This window comes from Caballeronia sp. AZ1_KS37, assembly GCF_023631165.1.
Lineage (GTDB): Bacteria > Pseudomonadota > Gammaproteobacteria > Burkholderiales > Burkholderiaceae > Caballeronia > Caballeronia zhejiangensis.
The window spans coordinates 104,059-122,508 of the sequence record NZ_JALQDP010000043.1; the positions used below are offsets into that span (position 1 = coordinate 104,059).

Annotated in this window: 19 protein-coding genes; 14 read left to right on the forward strand and 5 right to left on the reverse strand. The window is 60.6% G+C overall.

Translation table 11 applies throughout. The features are described 5' to 3' along the window. Positions 1 to 248 precede the first annotated feature (248 nt). The 5 genes from NCS00_RS29610 to NCS00_RS29630 all read left to right on the forward strand — a co-directional run bounded on the left by NCS00_RS29610 (position 249) and on the right by NCS00_RS29630 (position 5,054). Entirely contained in the window at positions 249 to 1,247 is a 999-nt protein-coding gene (locus NCS00_RS29610; RefSeq protein WP_250441789.1) for an ATP-binding protein, read from the forward strand. Between the two features lie 514 nt (positions 1,248 to 1,761). Further along, positions 1,762 to 2,572, forward strand: a protein-coding gene (locus NCS00_RS29615; protein WP_250441790.1) for an IS5 family transposase whose coding sequence is annotated in 2 segments (ribosomal slippage) — positions 1,762 to 2,090 and positions 2,089 to 2,572 — 813 coding nt in all. Because the reading frame shifts where the segments join, the coding sequence is not laid out codon by codon here. Positions 2,573 to 2,674: 102 nt separating this feature from the next. Continuing rightward, the gene (locus tag NCS00_RS29620; RefSeq protein WP_250442075.1) at positions 2,675 to 3,775 is read left to right on the forward strand and encodes an IS5 family transposase; all 1,101 of its coding nucleotides are present in this window, start codon (positions 2,675 to 2,677) and stop codon (positions 3,773 to 3,775) included. 197 nt (positions 3,776 to 3,972) lie between these two features. Beyond that, positions 3,973 to 4,437, forward strand: coding sequence for a GNAT family N-acetyltransferase (locus NCS00_RS29625; RefSeq protein ID WP_250442076.1), 465 nt, complete (start codon positions 3,973 to 3,975; stop codon positions 4,435 to 4,437). Beyond that, positions 4,434 to 5,054: an FMN-dependent NADH-azoreductase gene (locus tag NCS00_RS29630; protein WP_250441791.1), complete on the forward strand. Its 621-nt coding sequence runs from the start codon at positions 4,434 to 4,436 to the stop codon at positions 5,052 to 5,054. Before NCS00_RS29625 ends, NCS00_RS29630 begins: the two co-directional genes overlap by 4 nt. Here the strand turns inward: NCS00_RS29630 and pdxR are convergent. Further along, entirely contained in the window at positions 5,051 to 6,517 is a 1,467-nt protein-coding gene (pdxR, locus tag NCS00_RS29635; RefSeq protein ID WP_250441792.1) for a MocR-like pyridoxine biosynthesis transcription factor PdxR, read from the reverse strand. The genes NCS00_RS29630 and pdxR overlap by 4 nt on opposite strands. 102 nt (positions 6,518 to 6,619) lie before the next feature. Here pdxR and NCS00_RS29640 point away from each other — a divergent pair, with 102 nt between their 5' ends. Both NCS00_RS29640 and NCS00_RS29645 read left to right on the forward strand, forming a co-directional pair. After that, positions 6,620 to 7,387, forward strand: coding sequence for an SDR family oxidoreductase (locus NCS00_RS29640; RefSeq protein WP_250441793.1), 768 nt, complete (start codon positions 6,620 to 6,622; stop codon positions 7,385 to 7,387). A 192-nt stretch (positions 7,388 to 7,579) separates the two neighbouring features. Beyond that, positions 7,580 to 8,026 (forward strand): carboxymuconolactone decarboxylase family protein, encoded by a 447-nt coding sequence (locus tag NCS00_RS29645; protein ID WP_250441794.1) that lies wholly within the window; start codon positions 7,580 to 7,582, stop codon positions 8,024 to 8,026. A gap of 437 nt (positions 8,027 to 8,463) precedes the next feature. Here NCS00_RS29645 and NCS00_RS29650 read toward each other — a convergent pair whose 3' ends face one another. Both NCS00_RS29650 and NCS00_RS29655 read right to left on the reverse strand, forming a co-directional pair. Next, positions 8,464 to 8,733: a DUF1488 family protein gene (locus NCS00_RS29650; protein ID WP_250441795.1), complete on the reverse strand. Its 270-nt coding sequence runs from the start codon at positions 8,731 to 8,733 to the stop codon at positions 8,464 to 8,466. A gap of 72 nt (positions 8,734 to 8,805) precedes the next feature. After that, a complete protein-coding gene (locus NCS00_RS29655; protein WP_250441796.1) occupies positions 8,806 to 10,035 on the reverse strand; it encodes a tyrosine-type recombinase/integrase in 1,230 nt (409 codons plus the stop codon). 132 nt (positions 10,036 to 10,167) lie between these two features. Between NCS00_RS29655 and NCS00_RS29660 the strand changes: the two genes are divergently transcribed. The 5 genes from NCS00_RS29660 to NCS00_RS29680 all read left to right on the forward strand — a co-directional run bounded on the left by NCS00_RS29660 (position 10,168) and on the right by NCS00_RS29680 (position 13,985). Further along, positions 10,168 to 11,175, forward strand: coding sequence for a DNA-binding protein (locus NCS00_RS29660; RefSeq protein WP_250441797.1), 1,008 nt, complete (start codon positions 10,168 to 10,170; stop codon positions 11,173 to 11,175). Between the two features lie 82 nt (positions 11,176 to 11,257). Next, the gene (locus NCS00_RS29665) at positions 11,258 to 11,578 is read left to right on the forward strand and encodes a YlcI/YnfO family protein (RefSeq protein ID WP_250441798.1); all 321 of its coding nucleotides are present in this window, start codon (positions 11,258 to 11,260) and stop codon (positions 11,576 to 11,578) included. 34 nt (positions 11,579 to 11,612) lie between these two features. Beyond that, positions 11,613 to 11,891 carry an HU family DNA-binding protein gene (locus NCS00_RS29670; protein ID WP_053572625.1) on the forward strand — a complete coding sequence of 93 codons (279 nt, stop codon included), beginning with the start codon at positions 11,613 to 11,615 and terminating at the stop codon, positions 11,889 to 11,891. A gap of 335 nt (positions 11,892 to 12,226) precedes the next feature. Then, the gene (locus tag NCS00_RS29675; protein ID WP_250441799.1) at positions 12,227 to 12,667 is read left to right on the forward strand and encodes an SET domain-containing protein; all 441 of its coding nucleotides are present in this window, start codon (positions 12,227 to 12,229) and stop codon (positions 12,665 to 12,667) included. A gap of 109 nt (positions 12,668 to 12,776) precedes the next feature. After that, complete coding sequence (locus tag NCS00_RS29680) at positions 12,777 to 13,985, forward strand: hypothetical protein (protein ID WP_250441800.1); 1,209 nt, start codon at positions 12,777 to 12,779, stop codon at positions 13,983 to 13,985. Positions 13,986 to 14,616: 631 nt separating this feature from the next. On the opposite strand, the gene NCS00_RS29685 is transcribed toward NCS00_RS29680, so the two are convergent. Together NCS00_RS29685 and NCS00_RS29690 are read right to left on the reverse strand one after the other, a co-directional pair. Further along, on the reverse strand, positions 14,617 to 16,014 hold the full coding sequence (locus NCS00_RS29685; protein ID WP_502801609.1) for a hypothetical protein: 1,398 nt from the start codon (positions 16,012 to 16,014) through the stop codon (positions 14,617 to 14,619). 131 nt (positions 16,015 to 16,145) lie between these two features. Further along, on the reverse strand, positions 16,146 to 16,553 hold the full coding sequence (locus NCS00_RS29690; RefSeq protein ID WP_250441802.1) for a hypothetical protein: 408 nt from the start codon (positions 16,551 to 16,553) through the stop codon (positions 16,146 to 16,148). Positions 16,554 to 16,886: 333 nt separating this feature from the next. Here NCS00_RS29690 and NCS00_RS29695 point away from each other — a divergent pair, with 333 nt between their 5' ends. Both NCS00_RS29695 and NCS00_RS29700 read left to right on the forward strand, forming a co-directional pair. After that, on the forward strand, positions 16,887 to 17,777 hold the full coding sequence (locus tag NCS00_RS29695) for a hypothetical protein (RefSeq protein WP_250441803.1): 891 nt from the start codon (positions 16,887 to 16,889) through the stop codon (positions 17,775 to 17,777). A 206-nt stretch (positions 17,778 to 17,983) separates the two neighbouring features. After that, positions 17,984 to 18,283, forward strand: coding sequence for a DUF4148 domain-containing protein (locus tag NCS00_RS29700; protein ID WP_250441804.1), 300 nt, complete (start codon positions 17,984 to 17,986; stop codon positions 18,281 to 18,283). Positions 18,284 to 18,450: the final 167 nt, after the last annotated feature.

The following is an 18,450-nucleotide window of genomic DNA, read 5'->3' on the forward strand; positions in this document are numbered from 1 at the left end:
CATCGATGCTCGTAACGAGATTCCTCATCATTCTCGTTCCGTGGAGCGTGACTCTGATTTCGGAGACCGCTTTGTGCACTTCTACGTGATTGACCGGGATGGCCGGACTATCGCCAGAAGCAGTGACTTCCCAGCTATCGACTTGGCCGCCTATCCTCGTAACGCCGTGACCGACGTCGACGTGAAAGGCGGAAAAATGGCTGCTATACACCGCTCGCGATGCCCGAAGTGGGAAAACCATCAGTCTTATGGAACCAGTCAACGAGCACAGCGACCTCGTAAGCGGCGTAGCGGCACGCATTGCGCGACCTGTTCTTCTCATCCTTCCTGTCATGATGGCTGTGGTCTGGGTTAGCATCGGGATTGGTCTACGACCTCTCGCGTTGCTTTTGAAAGCGGTGCAGGCGCGTGATGGTCAGAACCTTCGACCCATCGAAATTTCGCGGTCTCCGAGCGAAGTTAGCTCAGTCGTGACTGCCACAAATGGCCTTCTCGAGCGCTTGCGCATATCACTCGCACGAGAGCGGTTGTTCACAGCAGATGCAGCGCACGAACTGAAAACGCCGCTTGCTGCCATTAAAGTGCAGGCACAAGTTGCCATGGCTTCGAAAGATGCTGGACAACAGCGTCAGGCACTTGAGCGGGTCGTCCTCGGCGTGGACCGGAGCGCTCACCTCGTCGAGCAACTGCTGTTGCTCGCACGTCTCGATGAGGATGCAGGGCTCAAATTGTCAACGTTCGTACTCCGCGATGTTGTTGCTGAGGCTATAGCGTTCAGACGACAAGTCGCCAATGACAAGTCGATAAGCCTGCGAATTACCGGCGACGGAGGCGCTGAAGTCTACGCGGACCGAGTTCTCTTGCGTGTCCTGGTCGACAATCTCCTTGACAACGCGATTAAGTACGGGAAAAGCGGAGGGACCGTTGACTTCAATCTCGACATGGACTCACGGTTTGTTCGTTTGACAGTGCGAGATGATGGCCCCGGTGTAAGTGCTGAGGAGATGAAGCGTCTCGCAGACCGATTCTTTAGGGGCTCGTCCGCGACAGCAAGCGGTAGTGGGTTAGGCCTTTCTATCGTTTCCCGTGTCGCCACTCGGTGTGGAAGCGGGATGAATTTCGACTCCGGCCTCAACGGACAAGGGCTTGGAGTTTGTGTTGCCTTTCCGGTAGCTCCAGTCTTCGGCAGCCTCCCGTGCTCGGGAAGAACCACGTCTGCACACAATGACCGACCATCAGTTGCTTGACCATCGATATTACGTTGCAGCGATTTCCTGGACGCCGTTCAATCACGGTCGAAGGATAAATTCCTTTCGGGACAGGCGGAGATAGAGAACCACGAGCGCAAACGAGGGACAACTGCTGTCAACAAGCACAGGGTATCCGGAGCCTGCGTCGACGGCATTGTGACGTGCGAGGGCTCGCCGGAAAGCTCGCATTGCTCAACGTCTTACTGTCATGGTGCAAACGACGAGAGCGCTTATCGCAACAAGTCGGAATGGTGAGCCCTCAAAGATAGTTTCAGAAACATGAAAGACTATAACTGCAATCACAATTGCACCGTTGATACACACGGCTACCATCGAAGCCGTCATGAGATAGGCGCGCAGCATATCAACAGTAGTGCGACTTATGCGCATTTCGAATCCTCTCAGCAGACTGGGCCGCAACGTCTAAGAAGCCTTAACAAAAAGAAGAAAGGGGCTGCTAACCCGCGATGAATCCTGTTAACCTGCTCATTGTTTCGACGACGAAAGGGAAATGGCTAAACCTATACTCGACGACGAACTTTGGGCACTCATCGAACCGTTGCTGCCCCCTCCAAAACTGCGGCGCCACCGTTACCCAGGACGCAAGCCGCTCGACAATCGTGCAGTGCTCACAGGCATCCTCTTTATCTTGCAGACCGGCCTGCGGTGGGACCTGCTACCTCGTGAGATGGGCTGCGGCAGCGGTATGAGTTGCTGGCGCCGCCTGCGTGACTGGCAGGAGGCAGGCGTCTGGGACCAGTTGCACGAGTTGCTGCTTGCGCGGCTACGTGCCGCCGACCAAATGGACTGGTCTCGCGTCATCGTCGATTCCTCCTCATCCGCGCTGTGGGCTCAGGTCAAAAACAGGACCGAATCCCACAGACCGCGCGCGACCCGGTTCAAAGCACCACCTCATCACCGAAGCGCAGGGCATCCCGCTCGCGGTGATACTGACCGGCGCCAACCGCAACGACGTCACTCAGCTTCAAGCGCTGGTCGAGGCGATCCCGCCCATCAGCGGCAAGCGTGGCCGACCACTATCGAAGCCTCGGGTCGTTCAAGGCGACAGAGGCTACGACCACGACAAATATCGACGTCCACTACATGCCGCCGGCATTGCTACCGAAATCGCTCGGCGCGGTCAGCCTCACGGCAGCGGACTAGGCAAAACACGCTGGGTCGTGGAGCGAACCATTTCGTGGCTTCACAACTTTCGCCGGCTACGCATCCGCTTCGAACGGCTCGCTTTCATCCACGAAGCCTTCATGAAAATCGCTTGCTGCATCATCTGTTGGCGAAGATTGAACAGCTCATTTTGTTAAGGCCTCTAATAGCAGGTCGTTGAAATACCTCGTCGAACGGTCATCCTGAATAAAAGGGTGAACGTTGAATCTGATGTCATTCACGAGAGCGAGATGGAACGGATGCGCGGCAGCGATAGTTTTACCGAGTCGATGTTCACGGTGTTGAAGCTTGATGATTTCGTGCCGAAGGACCATCCGTTGCGTCCGATTCGTACATGGCTCAATGACTCGCTCAAGCGCATGGATGATGTGTTCGCGCGAATGTACGAGGCAGACGCGAGAGGTGGCCGACCAAGCATTGCACCGGAGAAGTTAGTTCGGGCGCTGTTGCTGCAGGTGTTGTACTCAATTCGCAGCGAACGGATGTTAATGGAACAGATTTCTTACAACATGTTGTTCCGCTGGTTCGTCGGTCTGCCGATGGACGGAACGCTGTGGGACCATTCGACGTTCAGCAAGAATCGCGACCGCTTGCTCGAACACGATGTACTGGTGTTGCTCTTCAACGAGACGGTCGAGACGGCCCGCGAGCGAGGCTATCTCTCTGGCGAGCATTTCAGCGTCGATGGCACTTTGATTCAGGCGTGGGCCGGGCATAAGAGCTTCGTGCCCAAGGCGAGTCCGAGCGGCGACGATGCGCCTCCAGACGAACCGCCCGCACCGAATGACAATTGGCATGGGCAAAAACGCAGTAACGAAACGCACCAGTCCACGACGGACGAGCAGGCGCGCCTGTTTCGCAAGAGCAAGGGAACGGGAGCGATGCTCTGTTATATGGGCCATGTATTGACCGATAACCGACACGGACTGGTTGTCAACGCGCAGGTGACGCTGGCGACCGGCACCGCCGAGCGAGACTGCGCGGCGCAGATGCTTGCCGATGCTGCGAGTGTCGCACCGAGCGGCATCACGGTCGGTGCGGATAAGAACTATGACACCGCCGGCTTCGTAGCCAGTTGTCGCTCGAATCGCGTCACGCCTCATGTGGCGCAAAACGAAGGGCGCTCAGGAGGCTCAGCGATTGATGAGCGAACTACACGTTGGCCAGGCTACGCGGTGAGCCAGCAAAAACGTAAACGGATTGAGCAGGTGTTTGGATGGGGCAAGACGGTCGGGCGAATTCGACAAGCGATGTGTCGGGGACTTGAACGCGTAGACCAGCTCTTCGTGCTGACCCAGGTTGGCTACAACCTGACGCGTATGCGAACACTTGCCGCTTGAACGGCAGGAAGCATCGATAGGGTCGGTTTCGTGAACTCACGAGCAGCCTCGAACGCTCACAAAGGCTTTTGTGCGATTCAGAAATGCGAGTTCAGCATCCGTCGCAACGCGCCTTAGCGCGCCAACGACGGATATTTCAACGGCCTGCTAAGTCATCGCTCCGATATCGTGTGTGTCATAAACTGTGGAGAACGCTAATGAACATACCACCTGAATTCCAGCATCTTGATTCGCCCGACGAATGGGTCGAAGCCTTTCCAATCATGCAGGAACTGCGTCCGCATCTGCGAGACGCCACTTGCTTCGCTAAACAGGTTCAGCGTCAGCATGAAGAACACTATCGCCTGTTGGCCGCTCGCGACGCATCGGGCGCCATCCTCGGCCTCGCCGGCTATCGTCTGCAGATGAATACGCTGTACGGTCGTTTCCTCTATGTTGACGACCTCATTGTTACCGCGCGGCAGCAACGCAGCGGCATCGGTGCGGGGCTGCTCGACCAGGTCCGCGCCATCGCGAGCCGATCAGCGTGCACGCATCTCGTACTCGATACCGGCCTGCACATGCCGTTCGCGCAGCGCTTCTACTTCCGCAACGGCCTGCTTGCAAAAGGCATGCATCTCGTCGAGTCGCTTCAGACAATCCACAAGGAGGCCGCGCAATGAAGGTGCTGTTCATTAATGCCAGCCCGCATCGCGAAGCCAGCCACGGCTATCAGCTTGCGCTCGACATGATCAGGAAGCTCGGCGAACGCGCGCAAAGCAACATGGTTAGCCGGGACCTTGCCGCAGATCCTTTGCCGCCGCTCACCAGCGACTACGCGCGCGCCATCACGTCGCGCGAGCCGGATGAGCGCCATTTCGAACTTTCCGAGCAACTGATCCGCGAGATCGAAACCACGGACGTGCTCATCATCAACACGCCGATGCACAACTTCGCGGTGCCCGCCGCGCTTAAACTGTGGATCGACTACGTGTTGCGCATTCATCGCACCTTCGCCAGCACGCCGGAAGGAAAGGTAGGACTGTTGCGCGATCGGCCGGCATTTGTCATCGTCGGCTCGGGTGGTCATCACAGCGGCGAACACGCGTTACAGCGTGATTTCCTCTCGCCGTATCTGCGTTATGCGCTCGGCTGCATCGGCGTAACGGATGTGCATTTTCTGCTTCTGCAAGGTCTCGTGCGCGGCGAAGCGGCCGTGACCGAAGCACTGAAGGCGGCGCGCGAAACGCTCGCGCAACACAATCTCTTCAACGCTCAGAACGCCACCGTGACGCTCTAGCCGTCATACGCGCGCCGCAACTGGCGCACGAGCCGCGTCGCTTCGGCTTCGTCCGCGACGTTCGCGAAGCCGAGCACCAGGCCGCGCAAGGTGCGCTTCGTGCGCGCGCCGATATGCCACGACGACAGCGCGCTCACCGCCAGCCCGGCTTCCTGCGCCCGCGCGGCGATGGCGAGATCGTCGACGGGGACGCCGCTGACGTTGTTGAACAGCATCACGAGATGCATGCCGCCCGACGGCCGCTCGATGCGTACCTTCTCCCCGAACGCTTTTTCCAATGCCCGGGCGCAGACCTCGCGGCGCTCCGCGTAGAGCGCGCGCATGCGCTTCAGATGCCGCGCAAAATGCCCTTGTGCGATGAAGTCCGCGACTGCCGCCTGCAACAGGTAAGGCGGTCCGGCGTTCATGCTCGTCGTGAGTTGCGCGAAGCGTGCAATGGCCCGCTCGGGAACGACCACATATGAGAGCCGCAGCCCGGGAAACAAAACCTTGCTGAAGGTGCCGCAGTAGATTACGCGGTCGTCGACATCGAGGCTCTTCAGCGCGGGCAGCGGCCGCCCGGCGTAACGAAACTCACTGTCATAGTCGTCCTCGACGATCCAGCTTCCCGTGTGTCTCGCCCAGTCGAGCAGCTTCATGCGCCGCGGCAGCGAAAGCGTCGCGCCGAGCGGACTTTGATGCGACGGCGTCACGATGGCGAAGCGCGCGTGCGGCGCGTGCGCCTGCCCGGCATCGACGTCGATTCCGTCGTGATCGACCGGCACCGGCGCGAGCTTCAGCCCCGCCTGATTGAGAAAGTCGCGCGCCAGAAAATAGCCCGGCTCTTCGAACCAGGCGCTGTCGTTCGGTTTCGCGAGACTGCGCAGAATGAGTTCAAGCGACGCGCGATAGCCGCTCGTCACGATTACCTGTTCTGGCGCGCACTCGACACCGCGCGACAGGCCCAGATAAGTCGCAACGCGTTCGCGAAGCGGCCCGAAGCCGGCAGGCTCGGGATAGGTGAGCGAGGCTAGATCTACGCTGCGCGCCCGATGCGCGATGATGCGGCTCCACACTTTGCGCGGAAAAGCATCCAGCGCGGGCAATCCGGGACGCAGCGGGCGGGCTTCATGGCCGAGTCCTATTTCCGGTGCCGGTTTCGCGCGCGGCACATCAGCGCATTCTAAGACTCGAGGCGCTGCCAAGTTCGAAACCGATGCCGGCAGCGACGACGACACAAAAGTGCCCGCCGCGCCGCGCATCTGGAGATAGCCCTCGTCGACGAGTATGTCGTAGGCCAACTCCACCGTGCCGCGCGCCGTGTTGAGCTGCGTGGCAAGCGCGCGCAGCGCGGGAACACGGTCGCCGGGCTTGAGGTGTCTCGCGCCGATCGCGGCCTTGAAGCGCTCGCAGATCTGCAAATAGATCGGCAGTGCGTGCCGCCGGTCGATATCAATCTTCAGTGCGTGTTGCGGGTTCCGCATGAGTGATCCTTGGACTAGTCAGATCGACGATTCTTGTCTCTTCTAACCAAGACATGATTCTCACACAATGATTTCACTTTCATCAATTCAACGAGGTGTGTCATGAAGATCGTCGTCATCGGAGGGACCGGACTGATCGGTGCGAAGGCTGTGGCCTTGTTGCGCGAGAAGGGACATGAGGCGGTCGCCGCATCGCCGAGCACGGGCGTCAACGCGATCACCGGCGCGGGCCTGGACGACGCACTGCGCGGCGCGCATGTCGTGATCGACGTGACCAATCCGCCGACGTACGAAGGCGATGCCGTTACGTGTTTCTTCCGCGATGCGACGCGCAATCTCCTTGACACCGAGCGCAAAGCCGGCGTGCAGCACCATGTGGCGCTGTCGATCGTCGGCGTGGATCGAATGGAGGGCAATGCATACTTTGCGGCGAAGTGCGTGCAGGAACGGCTGATTGCGGCATCGCCCGTGCCTTATTCGATCGTGCGTGCCACGCAGTTCATGGAGTTTCTCGGCACCATCGCCGATCTGAGCACCGCCGACGGCACTGTGCGTCTTTCACCGCATCAGTTCCAGCCCATCGCCGCCGATGATGTCGCGGCCATCATCGTCGAGATCGCCCTGGGCGTGCCGCTCGACGGCGTCGTGGATATCGCCGGTCCCGAACGCGGCGCGATGCATGCGTTCATCGGCACCTATCTGCGCGCCACGCGTGACGCACGCAGGGTGGTCGCCGACGACAAGGCAACCTACTTCGGCGGCTCAATGGCCGAAAATTCGCTCGTGCCGACAGGCGGGATGCGGCAGGGCCGCATGACTCTCGGCGACTGGCTGGACCGTATGCGCTTGACGGATGCGGCAACGGCCTGATGCGTCTCTGACATTCACGGCTTGATGTGGAACGTGCGCGACCATGCGGCGCTGTCGGACGGCTTCGTCGGCAGGAAAACTCCGCTGAGCATCGCCGGCGTAACATCACGAGCCGTGCGCAAAGGTGAAGTAACCGACCTGCGCCTGTAAGCGCAGGAGACATTTCCAACGGACGAAAGGTAAAGGACGAAGATGACCCGCTTGAACTGGCACGAGATCGCCCCGGACGGCGCAAAGGCGCTTATGGGCGTTCATCACTATGTGACGAAAAGCACCAACCTGCCCGAGGAGCTTATTCATCTTGTGTTCCTCCGTGTTTCCCAGATCAATGGATGCGCTCATTGCATCGACAAGCATAGTCGTGATCTCAGAAAGACGATGTCCATCGACAAGATCTCGCTGGTACCGGTGTGGGACGAGGTCTCGCACCTGTTCTCCGATCAGGAACGCGCAGCTCTCGCCTGGGCCGAAGAAGTGACGCGCGTCAGCGAAACGCACGCTTCGGATGAAGCTTATGCAGCGGCCTCAGCGGCATTCACGCCGAAGGATCTCGTCGATCTCACAATAACAATTGCCGCGATGAACGCTTTCAACCGTCTCGGTGCGCCATTCCGACTCCCGGTCGCTGCCAAGGCTTGAGCTCAATGCGGCGTCTGACGACGCGTGTCGGACAAGATCCGTGCAATGTCTTTACACAAACGGATATAGCTCAATGTTTCGGCTGTCACTAACGATGCATCTGTTTGTCTTTGGTTGATTGTGGAAGGGCCTTGCAGATCCGGGATGTAAAAGTGCGGGTTGCATTTTTGTAATCCGAAGCGAGGTCCACGACGCCGGGGTCGATCGAAATCTAAATGACGGGTATGGCCCGGGAACGGTCAAAGAGACGACGCATGACGACGGGCCGAAGTGGGTCGAAAGTGTGAGTTGGGGGTGTCGCCGGTGGCGCGGCCGTGGTTAACCCGGGGTGTTTCGCCCTCCGCCGGATGCAACTAATAGTCTCTGTTTCCATGCGCCTTTGCGTTGCGGTGCACCCAGCGTTTCAGTGTGGGTTTGCAAAATGAGACGCGAGACCGTCAACCACCTGAAAAGTCAGCCTCTGTGAGACGGACGAGACTCGTTGGCCGGGCCCGCAATTTCCGTCGCGCGACCGCTTCGATCCGGGCGAACCCGTCCCTGAACACGCTCACCAGCCGGCTATCGTCCGCGTCGGGCGGGAGCCAGAAAAAGACTTCCAAGCACCTGCGCGTCACGACGCACGACACGCTTTCTCCGCGCCAATCGATGACGAAGCTGAGGGCCTGTTTGTCTGTTGAGATCTGGGGTTCGGGCACGAGGACTTTCATGAGCAGAGTTACGGTTGACGGCTAGAATCGGCGGTGCGCTCACCGGGACGCGATAGGCGATCTAGCGAAGTTTCACCAGTCTACCCGGTGCTTTTCTTCGGTCTCCTGATGGCGACGATCGTCGTCGACGTGCAGGTAGATGCTGGTGGTCGTCAGCGAAGCGTGGCCGAGGTTGTCGCGCACCGTGCGCAGGTCAATCTTTTGATCCGCCATGTGCGAGCCCGCGCTGTGCCTGAGCCAATGCGCGGACGCTTTTTCGAGCAGATCAGCCCGCGCGCTCTGCGTCTCATCGCGCTCACGCAAGCGCGCCGCTGCCCCCGCAAAGACGCCCTTGACGATGGCGTGCAGCGCCGCACGCGTAAGCGGCGCGCACGTCTCGGTACGTGCGTTCGACGCCGTGACGCCAATCGGCAGCACAAGCGGCGTGTCTTCGTTGGGCGACGGCAGGGCGCTCAATCCAAGCTGCTGCCGATAGCGGGACAGTTCCATCATCATCTCGCGCGTCGCGGGCACGAGCCGTTGCTTGTCGCCTTTGCCGTGCACGGTGAGCCACCAGCGCAGCGCGCCGTCCGCATCATGTCGGACGAAGAACTCGCCCATGGTGGTGGCGCTGACCTCCGCAATGCGCAGTCCGCCGAGATAGAGCAGCGTAAATAACCACCGTACGCGGGACGCATGGGCTTTTTCCCGGTCCGTTTGCTTGGGCATGGTCGCAATGAAGTCCTTGGCCTCCTGCCACACGCTCGGCTCCAGATACCGGGTGATGCGTGGCGCGGCGTGGCGCGTGCGTTGGCGTGAGAGCGACAGCGGATTGCCGGCCAGATAGCCGGCCTGCACCAGCCACGAGAACATCGCGTTCAGGATGATGGTTGCCTGGCGTTGACTGGACGGCGAGAGCGGACCGTAGAACGGCCGCCAGCGCACGTCGCTGCGTGGATGCTTGCGCCCGCCCCCGGCCACCCAAGTGCGGGCAGGCTGTGGATCGGCGAGAAACTGCTGATAGCGCAGGCAGTCTTCATGGGTCAGAGAGGAGAGGGGTTTGCCCATCTCGACGACCGACCAGAGCAGGAGCCGTTCAGCTTCCTTGCGGTAATTCTCGAACGTGGTTTTCGTATCGACGAAGCGTGACAGCCAGGCGCGGATCGCGTCGAGGTCGTTATCGGCGGCAATCTGTGCGCGTCCCGTCACTGCGCGATTTACGCCCGTTGACCCGTCGAGCTCGGCTGGAATGACGAGCGCGTCGAGGGGTGTCAGGTGCAACGCGTACGGCGGTGGGGTCGGCGCATCGGGCGTTGAGGTCACGTTTGTGTTGACATCGGGTCGTCATCCATTTATCAACATTATAGCACTAATGTCAAATCGGATGCCGTCGAGGATTGGGAATTCGCCGGATTACGTTGTATTATGGACGAATTACTTTGCTCCGTTGCGCGTATGTCCGACGTTCTCTCCGACGAAACCCGCCTCGCGGCCGACATTGAGCGCCTGAAGGTCGATTTTCCCAAGACCCGCGAGCTCTATCGCGAGGTGTGCGCACTGCTGTTTTTCCGCTTCGGTGTGCCCCCCACGGCCAATCGCCTCTACAACCTGGTCCGGCGCGGCACGATGAGCACGCCCGCGTCGGTCTTGAGCGAGTTCTGGGCGGAGCTGCGCGAGAAGAGCCGGGTGCGCATTGACCACCGGGAGGTGCGTATGTATGTGAGGGAGGGGGGGGGGGTGTTGAGGGGGACGGTGGGGCCGCGCGCGGCCCCCCCCCCGCAGGCCGAGCTCACGTCGCTGCGAGACGAAGTCGAGGCGCAGCGTGCCGAGGCCGAGCGAAAGGTTATCGCCGCCCGGGAAGAACTGGGCCGCACGGAAACGGCGCTCGAGCAACGCACCGCGGCATTGCTAACAGCGCAGGTCGAGATACGTGAATTGGAGCGGCAGCAGGCACAAGAGGCCGCCACGCGCAAAGCGCTCGAGGCGCAGATCCAGCGTCTCGCCGAGGAGGCGGTGACGCGCGAGCGGGAACTTGAAAAAGTGCGCGACACCTTCTCGCGCGACCTTGAGAAGCTGCGGGAAACCGCCAGCCGTGCCGAGGAGCGCTTGCGCGCATCGGAGAAGCGCGCGCTCCTGGAGATCGATCGGGAGCGCAGCGCGAGGGCCAAGGCGCAGAAAGAACTGGCCGAGGCGGCCAAGCGGGCGGAAAAACGAGAGGCCGAGCATCGTCGCACCGTCGACGCGCTGCAGGCGCAGCAGGGCGACACGCGGCATCAGAACGGGATGCTTCAAGGCAAGCTCGCGGCGCTCGAAGCGGCACATCACGCGCTGCAGGAACAGTTGAAGTCGCTGCGCACCGCGGCGCGGCCGTCGACGCGCGTGACCGCCGCCGAAGCGCGTTCGGGGCGAGTCGCCCGAAAGGCGCCGGCTGGCAAAACGGCGAGCGTGAAAGGTCGTCGATAAATACTAATCGGATCGCGCCCGCGGGTAGGCGCCATCCAAGGCCTGCGCGCCATCCGCGTGGTCGGCCAACAGGAGCGAACAGATGAGAAGATCAGCAGAGAACAAGCTGCGGGTGGTCGCGGTGCGGATTGATCCCGTCATCGAACAGCGCTTGCGCGTGTTGGCAGAGGCGACAGGGCGCAAACAATCGTTCTTTCTGCAGCGGATGATCGAAGAGGGGATCGAGGCCATGGAGGAAATCTGGCTGTCGCCGCAGACGCTCGCCAAGGTCCGAAATGGCGATTTGCCTGAGCTGCTTGACGCGCGCAGCGCGACCTCGGATCTATTCGACTTGGATGGGACCGACGCAGACTCGTCGATAGCAGAGGGTCGCGATCCGATGGGTGTCCAGCGTTCGGTATGATCGGGTTTGTTTTTAATAGAAAGGAAGCGTTTCAATGAACAAGCAGGAACTGATTGACGCGGTGGCGTCCGGAGCCGGTACGAGCAAGCTCGCCGCAGAGGAGGCCATCAATGCGGTGTTTGAGACGATCGCCAAGACGGTGGCGGCAGGTGATGCTGTGCAATTGATCGGCTTTGGCTCGTTCGGGGCCGGCGAACGCGCCGCGCGCACGGGCCGCAATCCGAAGACCGGTGAGCCGATCGAAATCGCGGCAGGCAAGACGGTCAAATTCACCGCGGGCAAGGCGTTCAAGGACGCCGTCAACCAAGCGTGAGCGAGGGCGGCGCCTTTCATGCCGCCGACTTAGAAGAGTTGTGCTCCGAGCGGCCGTAGGCTATTGAGCTTGACGGCCGTGCGACGTTCCGTGCCGTCCGCGTGAATCGAGCGGATCATGATCCGTCGGCCACGCGCCTCGCCCAGCACCTCAACGATGCGATCCTCATACCGCATGAGGGTACCGCGGGGCGGTTTGCGTTTGATGCGGCTGCGACCGGTGGAAGAAGACGGCATAAGGGTATCGACGGGCGTGCGGCGATCGTATCATGCCAAGATGCGGCGGCGGCACATCGTGTCGCTCACCGGTTCACAGCAATAGGGAAGGGCAAAATAATGCGGCGCATCGTTGTACGTTCTTCGCCGGTCCACGGACGCGGCGTATTCGCGCTGACTCAGATCCGTGCCAACGAGCAGATTCTGGAATACAAGGGCAAGCGCGTGTCGTGGGCACAAGCGCAGCGCCAGTATGCGCGTTCGGCGGCCGAAGACGGCCACACCTTTTACTTCGATCTGGACGACGGGCGCGTGATCGATGGTGCACAGGGCGGCAACTCGGCGCGATGGGTCAATCACAGCTGCGCGCCGAACTGCGAGGCCGAGCAAGACGGCAGCCGGGTGTTCTTCCTCGCGCTGCGCGACATCAAGCCCGGCGAAGAGTTGTTCATCGACTATGGACTAATCGTGCAAGGGCGAAAAACGGCTGCGCTCAAAAAACTCTATGCGTGCCGGTGCGGTGTGGACACCTGTCGAGGAACGATGCTGGCCGCGTCCTGAAAGCGCTCACGAAACGACACACCTGCTTCTGGCTATCGCACGTCAACTTCCGCACAGGCTCGGCCGCGACGATTTTGACGCTGCCCTCTGTGGACGGAACCTGACTGTTATGCCCTCACCGAAATGGACATTTGCTTCACGCTTTCGACGCAACGCATTCGGATGGCGATCGTCGCTGCCGATCCAACGCCTGAAGGAGGCGGTCTCCGAGATCCGTTCGGTCGCACGCACCGATCGCCCGCTCGCGGCCGACGGGGCCGTTCTTCTTCTTGAAAAACTGTCGCCCGCACTCGAGCACGTCGATAGTTCCTCGGGCGCCCTTGGCAGCGCGGTCAATCGTGCAATCGAGGCGCTTGTCCCCCTGATCGCCTCCGCCGACGTGACTCCAGCAGCACGGCAGCGTTGGCTGGAACGACTATTCGACGCGTTGCAGGACGATCAGATGCCCTACATCGAGAGCCTGGGCGAACATTGGGGAACCTTGTGCGTGACGCCCGCGTTGGCATCTGACTGGGCCGACCGGTTGTTGCCGCTCGTCACACATGTGCTGGAGGCTAAAGGATTCAACTACTTCGTTGGCGTCGTGCCGTGCTTGAGTGCGCTGTACGCGGCCGGCCGCTTTGAGGAAATCGTTGAGCTTGTGCGGCGCGATCGGCTGAGTTCCTGGTGGTATCGACGTTGGGCCGTCGACGCGCTGGTTTGCCTTGGGCGGCCGGGCGACGCGCTCCGCCTTGCTGAAGCGAGCCGAGGGCTGAATGCGCCCGAGGGCGCGATCGCGCGCGCCTGCGAGACGATCCTCCTCGAGTCCGGCATGTCTGAGGAGGCCTATGAGCGCTATGCGATCGCCGCTAATCGTGCAGGCACGTACCTCGCAACGTTCCGGGCCATCACCAAAAAATACCCCGAGAAAACCGCGGAAACGATCTTGTCTGACCTGGTTCGAAGCGAGCCCGGGTCGGAAGGCAAATGGTTTGCCGCCGCCAAAGACGCCGGGCTGTTCGATCAGGCCATTGCGCTGTCCAGACAGAGCCCCACCGATCCCAAAACGCTCATACGCGCCGCGCGAGACTTCGAGACGAAGCAGTCCCGGTTCGCGATGGACTGCGCGCTGTGCGCACTGCAATGGATGGAGGCCGGCTACGGCTATGAAGTGTCGATGGCTGACGTCACTGATGCCTACGATGCCCTCGTCGCAGCGGCAACTGCGAGTCAGATTTCGAAGGCAGCGGTGGACGATTGCGTGCGACGCCTGATTGGCAATGCGGACTCGCTTGTTGGGCGTGCGTTGCGCGCGCGATTGGAAGCCGACAGGCGCTAGACCGGAAGGAAAAAGGGTTGGGCTCAAGTAGCGCGTCGGCGCCGCTTGCGCCTTTACGGGAGCGCGGCAAGGAGCGACCCTCCAGAGCCGCGGTCTCATACACGCCCGCATGCTTCCTTGACTTTCCGTGAGCCTCGATACGCTGGTCTCAACGATCAGGAGATGCACAGCGTATGAAGCGAATCGCAGCAAACCGACATCATCAAGTGCCGGCTAATTGTCCCGCCGTGCCAAAGCGGACCTCCCTGGAAGCGGACCGTGAACTCGCGCATATACAGAAAGTGGTGACCGCAGTACGGGCAACATCCGTGCCGTTGCCGATAAGCGTTCGGTATTGGAAAGTGCGCTTGCATGAGCTTCGCATTGGCTACATGTTGCTTCCTGTCCAACTTGCCCGACTGTCCGTGCTTGAGCTTGACGTCGAGAAAATCGCACAAGGACAGGTGGACGTCAGCACGAGCGACGAGCGCCGTGTGGCGTAGACACTCAGCGCGGCAAGCGGACTATGACAGGCGCTATTCTTACGCGTCGTCCCAGACAAGTCGGCATTCGCGCACGAAGGCACGAAGCCCGCGCGCAGCGCGAATTCTATCGCCCTGGAGCCCTGTGCTCACAGGCCGTGACGTCGCCGCTAGAGCAAAACGGCCTGGCGCAATAACTCCAATGCCTTCAGTTCATCCAGGCGACCGGTGCGGGCCTTGCCGGCGAGCGTCTTCAGGAGCGCCTCTGCGATAGGTGCAATCCCGTCCAGGCCGTCCAAGGTGGTCCCTAAAGTGGAGGAGGGTGCCGTGTCTGTAGGCGGTGACATTGCCACCGCAGGCTCCGACGCCACCGGTGCAGGAACGGCTGCCGGCGTGTTGCTTGCGATGCGTTGCACGGGACCGTCGCGGCGCGTTGCGACTGCACTGCTGACGTTCTCGTGGTGAGGACTTGCAACGTGGTCGCCGTCGCCTGCCGCATCGGCTGGCAATGGCTCAATGTGCGCGTTGCTCGAAGCGCCAGGCAGCGCTTGTTCTATCTCGCTGGTCTGCGCCGCCGCGACTGCTGTGTCCTCAGACGCCGCCACAGCGGTGGGCGCCGGTGCTTGGCCAGGCGCGCGCACGCGTGATGTGGGCGCGAGCAGTTGCGCAACTGACTCGGGAATGTCGGCTTCACCGCGGGGTGTGTCGAGCCACCCCGCAGGCAGACCCAGACCCGCGGTGAAGCGCTCGGCTTCAGCATCATCCATGCGCTTTTTACCGTGGAGTCGGTGCGCCATATTTGATCCGCTCAGACCCAAGACTGCGCCGAGCTTGACCTTCGAACCGTTGCGTGTGGTGAGAACGTGAAGGTTGGCCTGCCTGATGCGCTCTACGGTCACACCGCCGTTTGGACGCGCCCGTTTCCGCCCGGCCGCTTGATGCGATTGGTGCGGTTTCGACGATTCTGCTGCTCTTGCAGCTTGACCGCTTGCCTGCGCAGACGCCTTTTGGGCGCGGGTCTTGGTCGCACCCGACGCTTCTTTCGAACTTTTAGACCGCATGGTCGTATCCTTGGACAAACTGCTGACAAGCAGCGATGGCTCCTGCGCACTCAAAAGAAGGGGTGCTTGCTCGATGCCACCTTCATTGACGGTCTCGTCGGCATTGACGGTCTCGTCGGCATGGACGAACTCGAGCGGCGCCTTCAGGCGCGCAATCGTCTCCGGCGAAAGGACCGGATGAAGTTGGTCAAAAAAGCCGGAAGGCAGCCCAAGCGTCGTTTCCATATGGAAGGCGGTCTCGGGCGTGAATCGCTCTCCGCGCATCAGTTCGGCGATCCGGGTCATGCTGGAATCGAGCCCCAGCGCGATGTTCTCCGCGCCGACCGCATCGACGAGGAATCTCAACGAACGCGTCTTAATAATCGACGCCGGCGTCGCTGCGCCATTGGTCTCCCTTGAAGGAGATGGGCCTCGCGCGGGGCGCTTCTGATTCGTCAGGTGATGAGGTTGGCGCCGACTGTTTGGCTTGCCCCGATATCCCGCATTCGGTCCGCGGGTTTGGATCATAGGAGAACTCCGGTGCAATGCGTAAAATTTCTGCGATCCATTATATCGGCCGTCATTCGAACTGAGCGACTATCGCCACGCACACGACAGTCTGGTGCTAATGGGCACTTTCGCGCTATGGCCGATTGCGATTAGTGACGTGCCGCCGTGTACGGGAGCGGCGAGGCGTGCCCGCTAGTGGCGAATCGTTTAAGCCTGTCCCGTGCAGCAACGTGAACATATCTTGGCGCGCTCGCTAGTTGTCGGTCTGCCTGCTGCAACACCGCTTCGAACAACGGCAGGTCCGCCGCCTCGAATGCCCATCGGCGCTCGACTTCGGCGCGCTGCAAGGCGCGTTCCAAAGCAGCTTCAGCGCGTGCATAAATAACTACATCCGTGTCCCCATAGCCCGCATCTTGCACAAAGAACGTGACGTAGACCAGTTGAATAAGCTCGTTGAAAAGATAGGCCGATCCAGCGCCGGCCCGACAGGCGGCGAACGTCAAGTGATTCGATAACGCGACGGTCTGCGCCGCCGACGGAGGCAGGGGCAGCAGCATCTCTTTGCTGAGCGGTTTGCGAAACAACGATCGAGCAGCTTGCGAGGAAGAGCGACGAGATGACATCGGGAAAGAAGGAACTGGAGGTGCCTGGAAAACGCATGCCGCAAAAGCATAACAGGCTGGAAGGGTGCGTTATTGTCGCGCGTGCCTCGTTGGCGCACGGACATTTGTGCGTCGGCGAACTTGGGGGCATCTGAATAATGCCTCGCTCTTTTTTTGGCAGTCGAGAATCAACACAGCGTTTCGTCGAACGATGCATGGCAGCTTCTTTGACGCGGCGAAATCGATTAGCCTTTATCGTCTTCATGGACCTTCTTGGGCGCGACGACAATGCAGCAACTCGACATATTTGCCGACAGCCGCGACGTAGCGCTGCGCAATGATGTGGTGGAGCAGTTGCAGCTTCGCGACGCCTCCGCGGCGCGAACGGCACTCGCAGTGCTCGCCGGCGAATACCCGAACGACAGTGCCCTGCCTTCCATGACGGCGCTTGTCCAGCAACTTGAGAATGCATCAACGCTCGCCGTGACCGACCACGCTGAGTTGGCCGTGATCTGCCGTCACTTTGAGAATGACGTGGCGCACGCTGCCCGAAACGTTTTGCCCGAGCGGTACGCCCAGTTGTGGATGACACAATGCTGGCGTGAACTCGCTCAGCGCGCCGCAGCGTTGAGGTACCGTGCCGGTGACCCGGACAGTCACGCCGCACCTCTGTGGCTTCGGGCAGGTGACTGGGCCGCTGCAAGCGATGCTATCGAATCGATTGGGTCTTGGTGGCGCATTCCATCGCCGCTCGCCTGGATGACCGAGGCGCGCTATCGTTCCGCCGGAGTCGATGCCGCATGGCCGCTAATTGCGGAGTTGGCGTGGTTGGCACCGGCCCGGTTCACCGCGCTCATCGTCACCCTGCAGGACGCTTCGCTCAACGTACTGCGTCGACGCTTTGATGCAGATTTCCGAGGCACAGGGGAAATCCAAGATTACGCGTGGTTTCCAGCGTGGCTGCTGATCATCAAACCGGCAGTCGCAGGCAGGCTCGGGGAGGCGCGCGTACAGCGCGATCTGCCGGCATCACGTGCCACTGCCTTACTCGGAGAGATTTTGCGTCGGGAACGTGAAGGTGAACGGCACGAACTGATTGCCCTGCGTCAAGAGATCCGCCGCCTGCATTCAGGCCTTTTTGACATATACATGGCAACGCGGAACGTGCAGCACCGATGAGGCCACGCCGCGCACGTTGCAGGGCCGTCGCACCGAAGATCCGCAAAGCCGTGACCCATTGCGTAGCTCGACCTAGGGTTATCCCGAATACAGCAAGAATTTGTTGTTCAAACGCTCATTAATCTTAAGCGGGCGCTTACCTATACTGAAGTCACTGAAACGCAAACAGGGCTGTTTGCGAAAAACAAGACTCGGAGGTAAGTATCATGAAACTTGCAACTATCGTCGTCGCCGCTGCACTCGCTATCCCGGCAGTTTCTTCTTTCGCTCAAAGCCAACCGGTGACCCGCGCGCAAGTAAAAGCAGAACTGGTCCAACTCGAACGCGCTGGATACAACCCGAGCATGGATCGAGTGACGTATCCGGCAGAGATCCAAGCAGCCGAAGCGAAGGTCGCAGCGCAGAACGGGCAAACGAGCTACGGCGGCGTGGCTGACACTGCGTCGGCTTCGGGCGGCCCAGCTCACATCGGCAATAGCATCGCTCCTGTCTATTTCGGTCACTAATCGACCGGCAGAGCCGAAAGGCTCTCGCACAATAAGAGGACTGGCCGCTGTGGTGGTACGGCCAGTTTACCTAACAACACCTCCGCCACCGGCCTAGCCGGTGGCTTGCCCAGCACTTAAGTCGTCCTGGGCCTTTTTGCGTGGGTGTTTTCAGGCGAAAAGGCCCG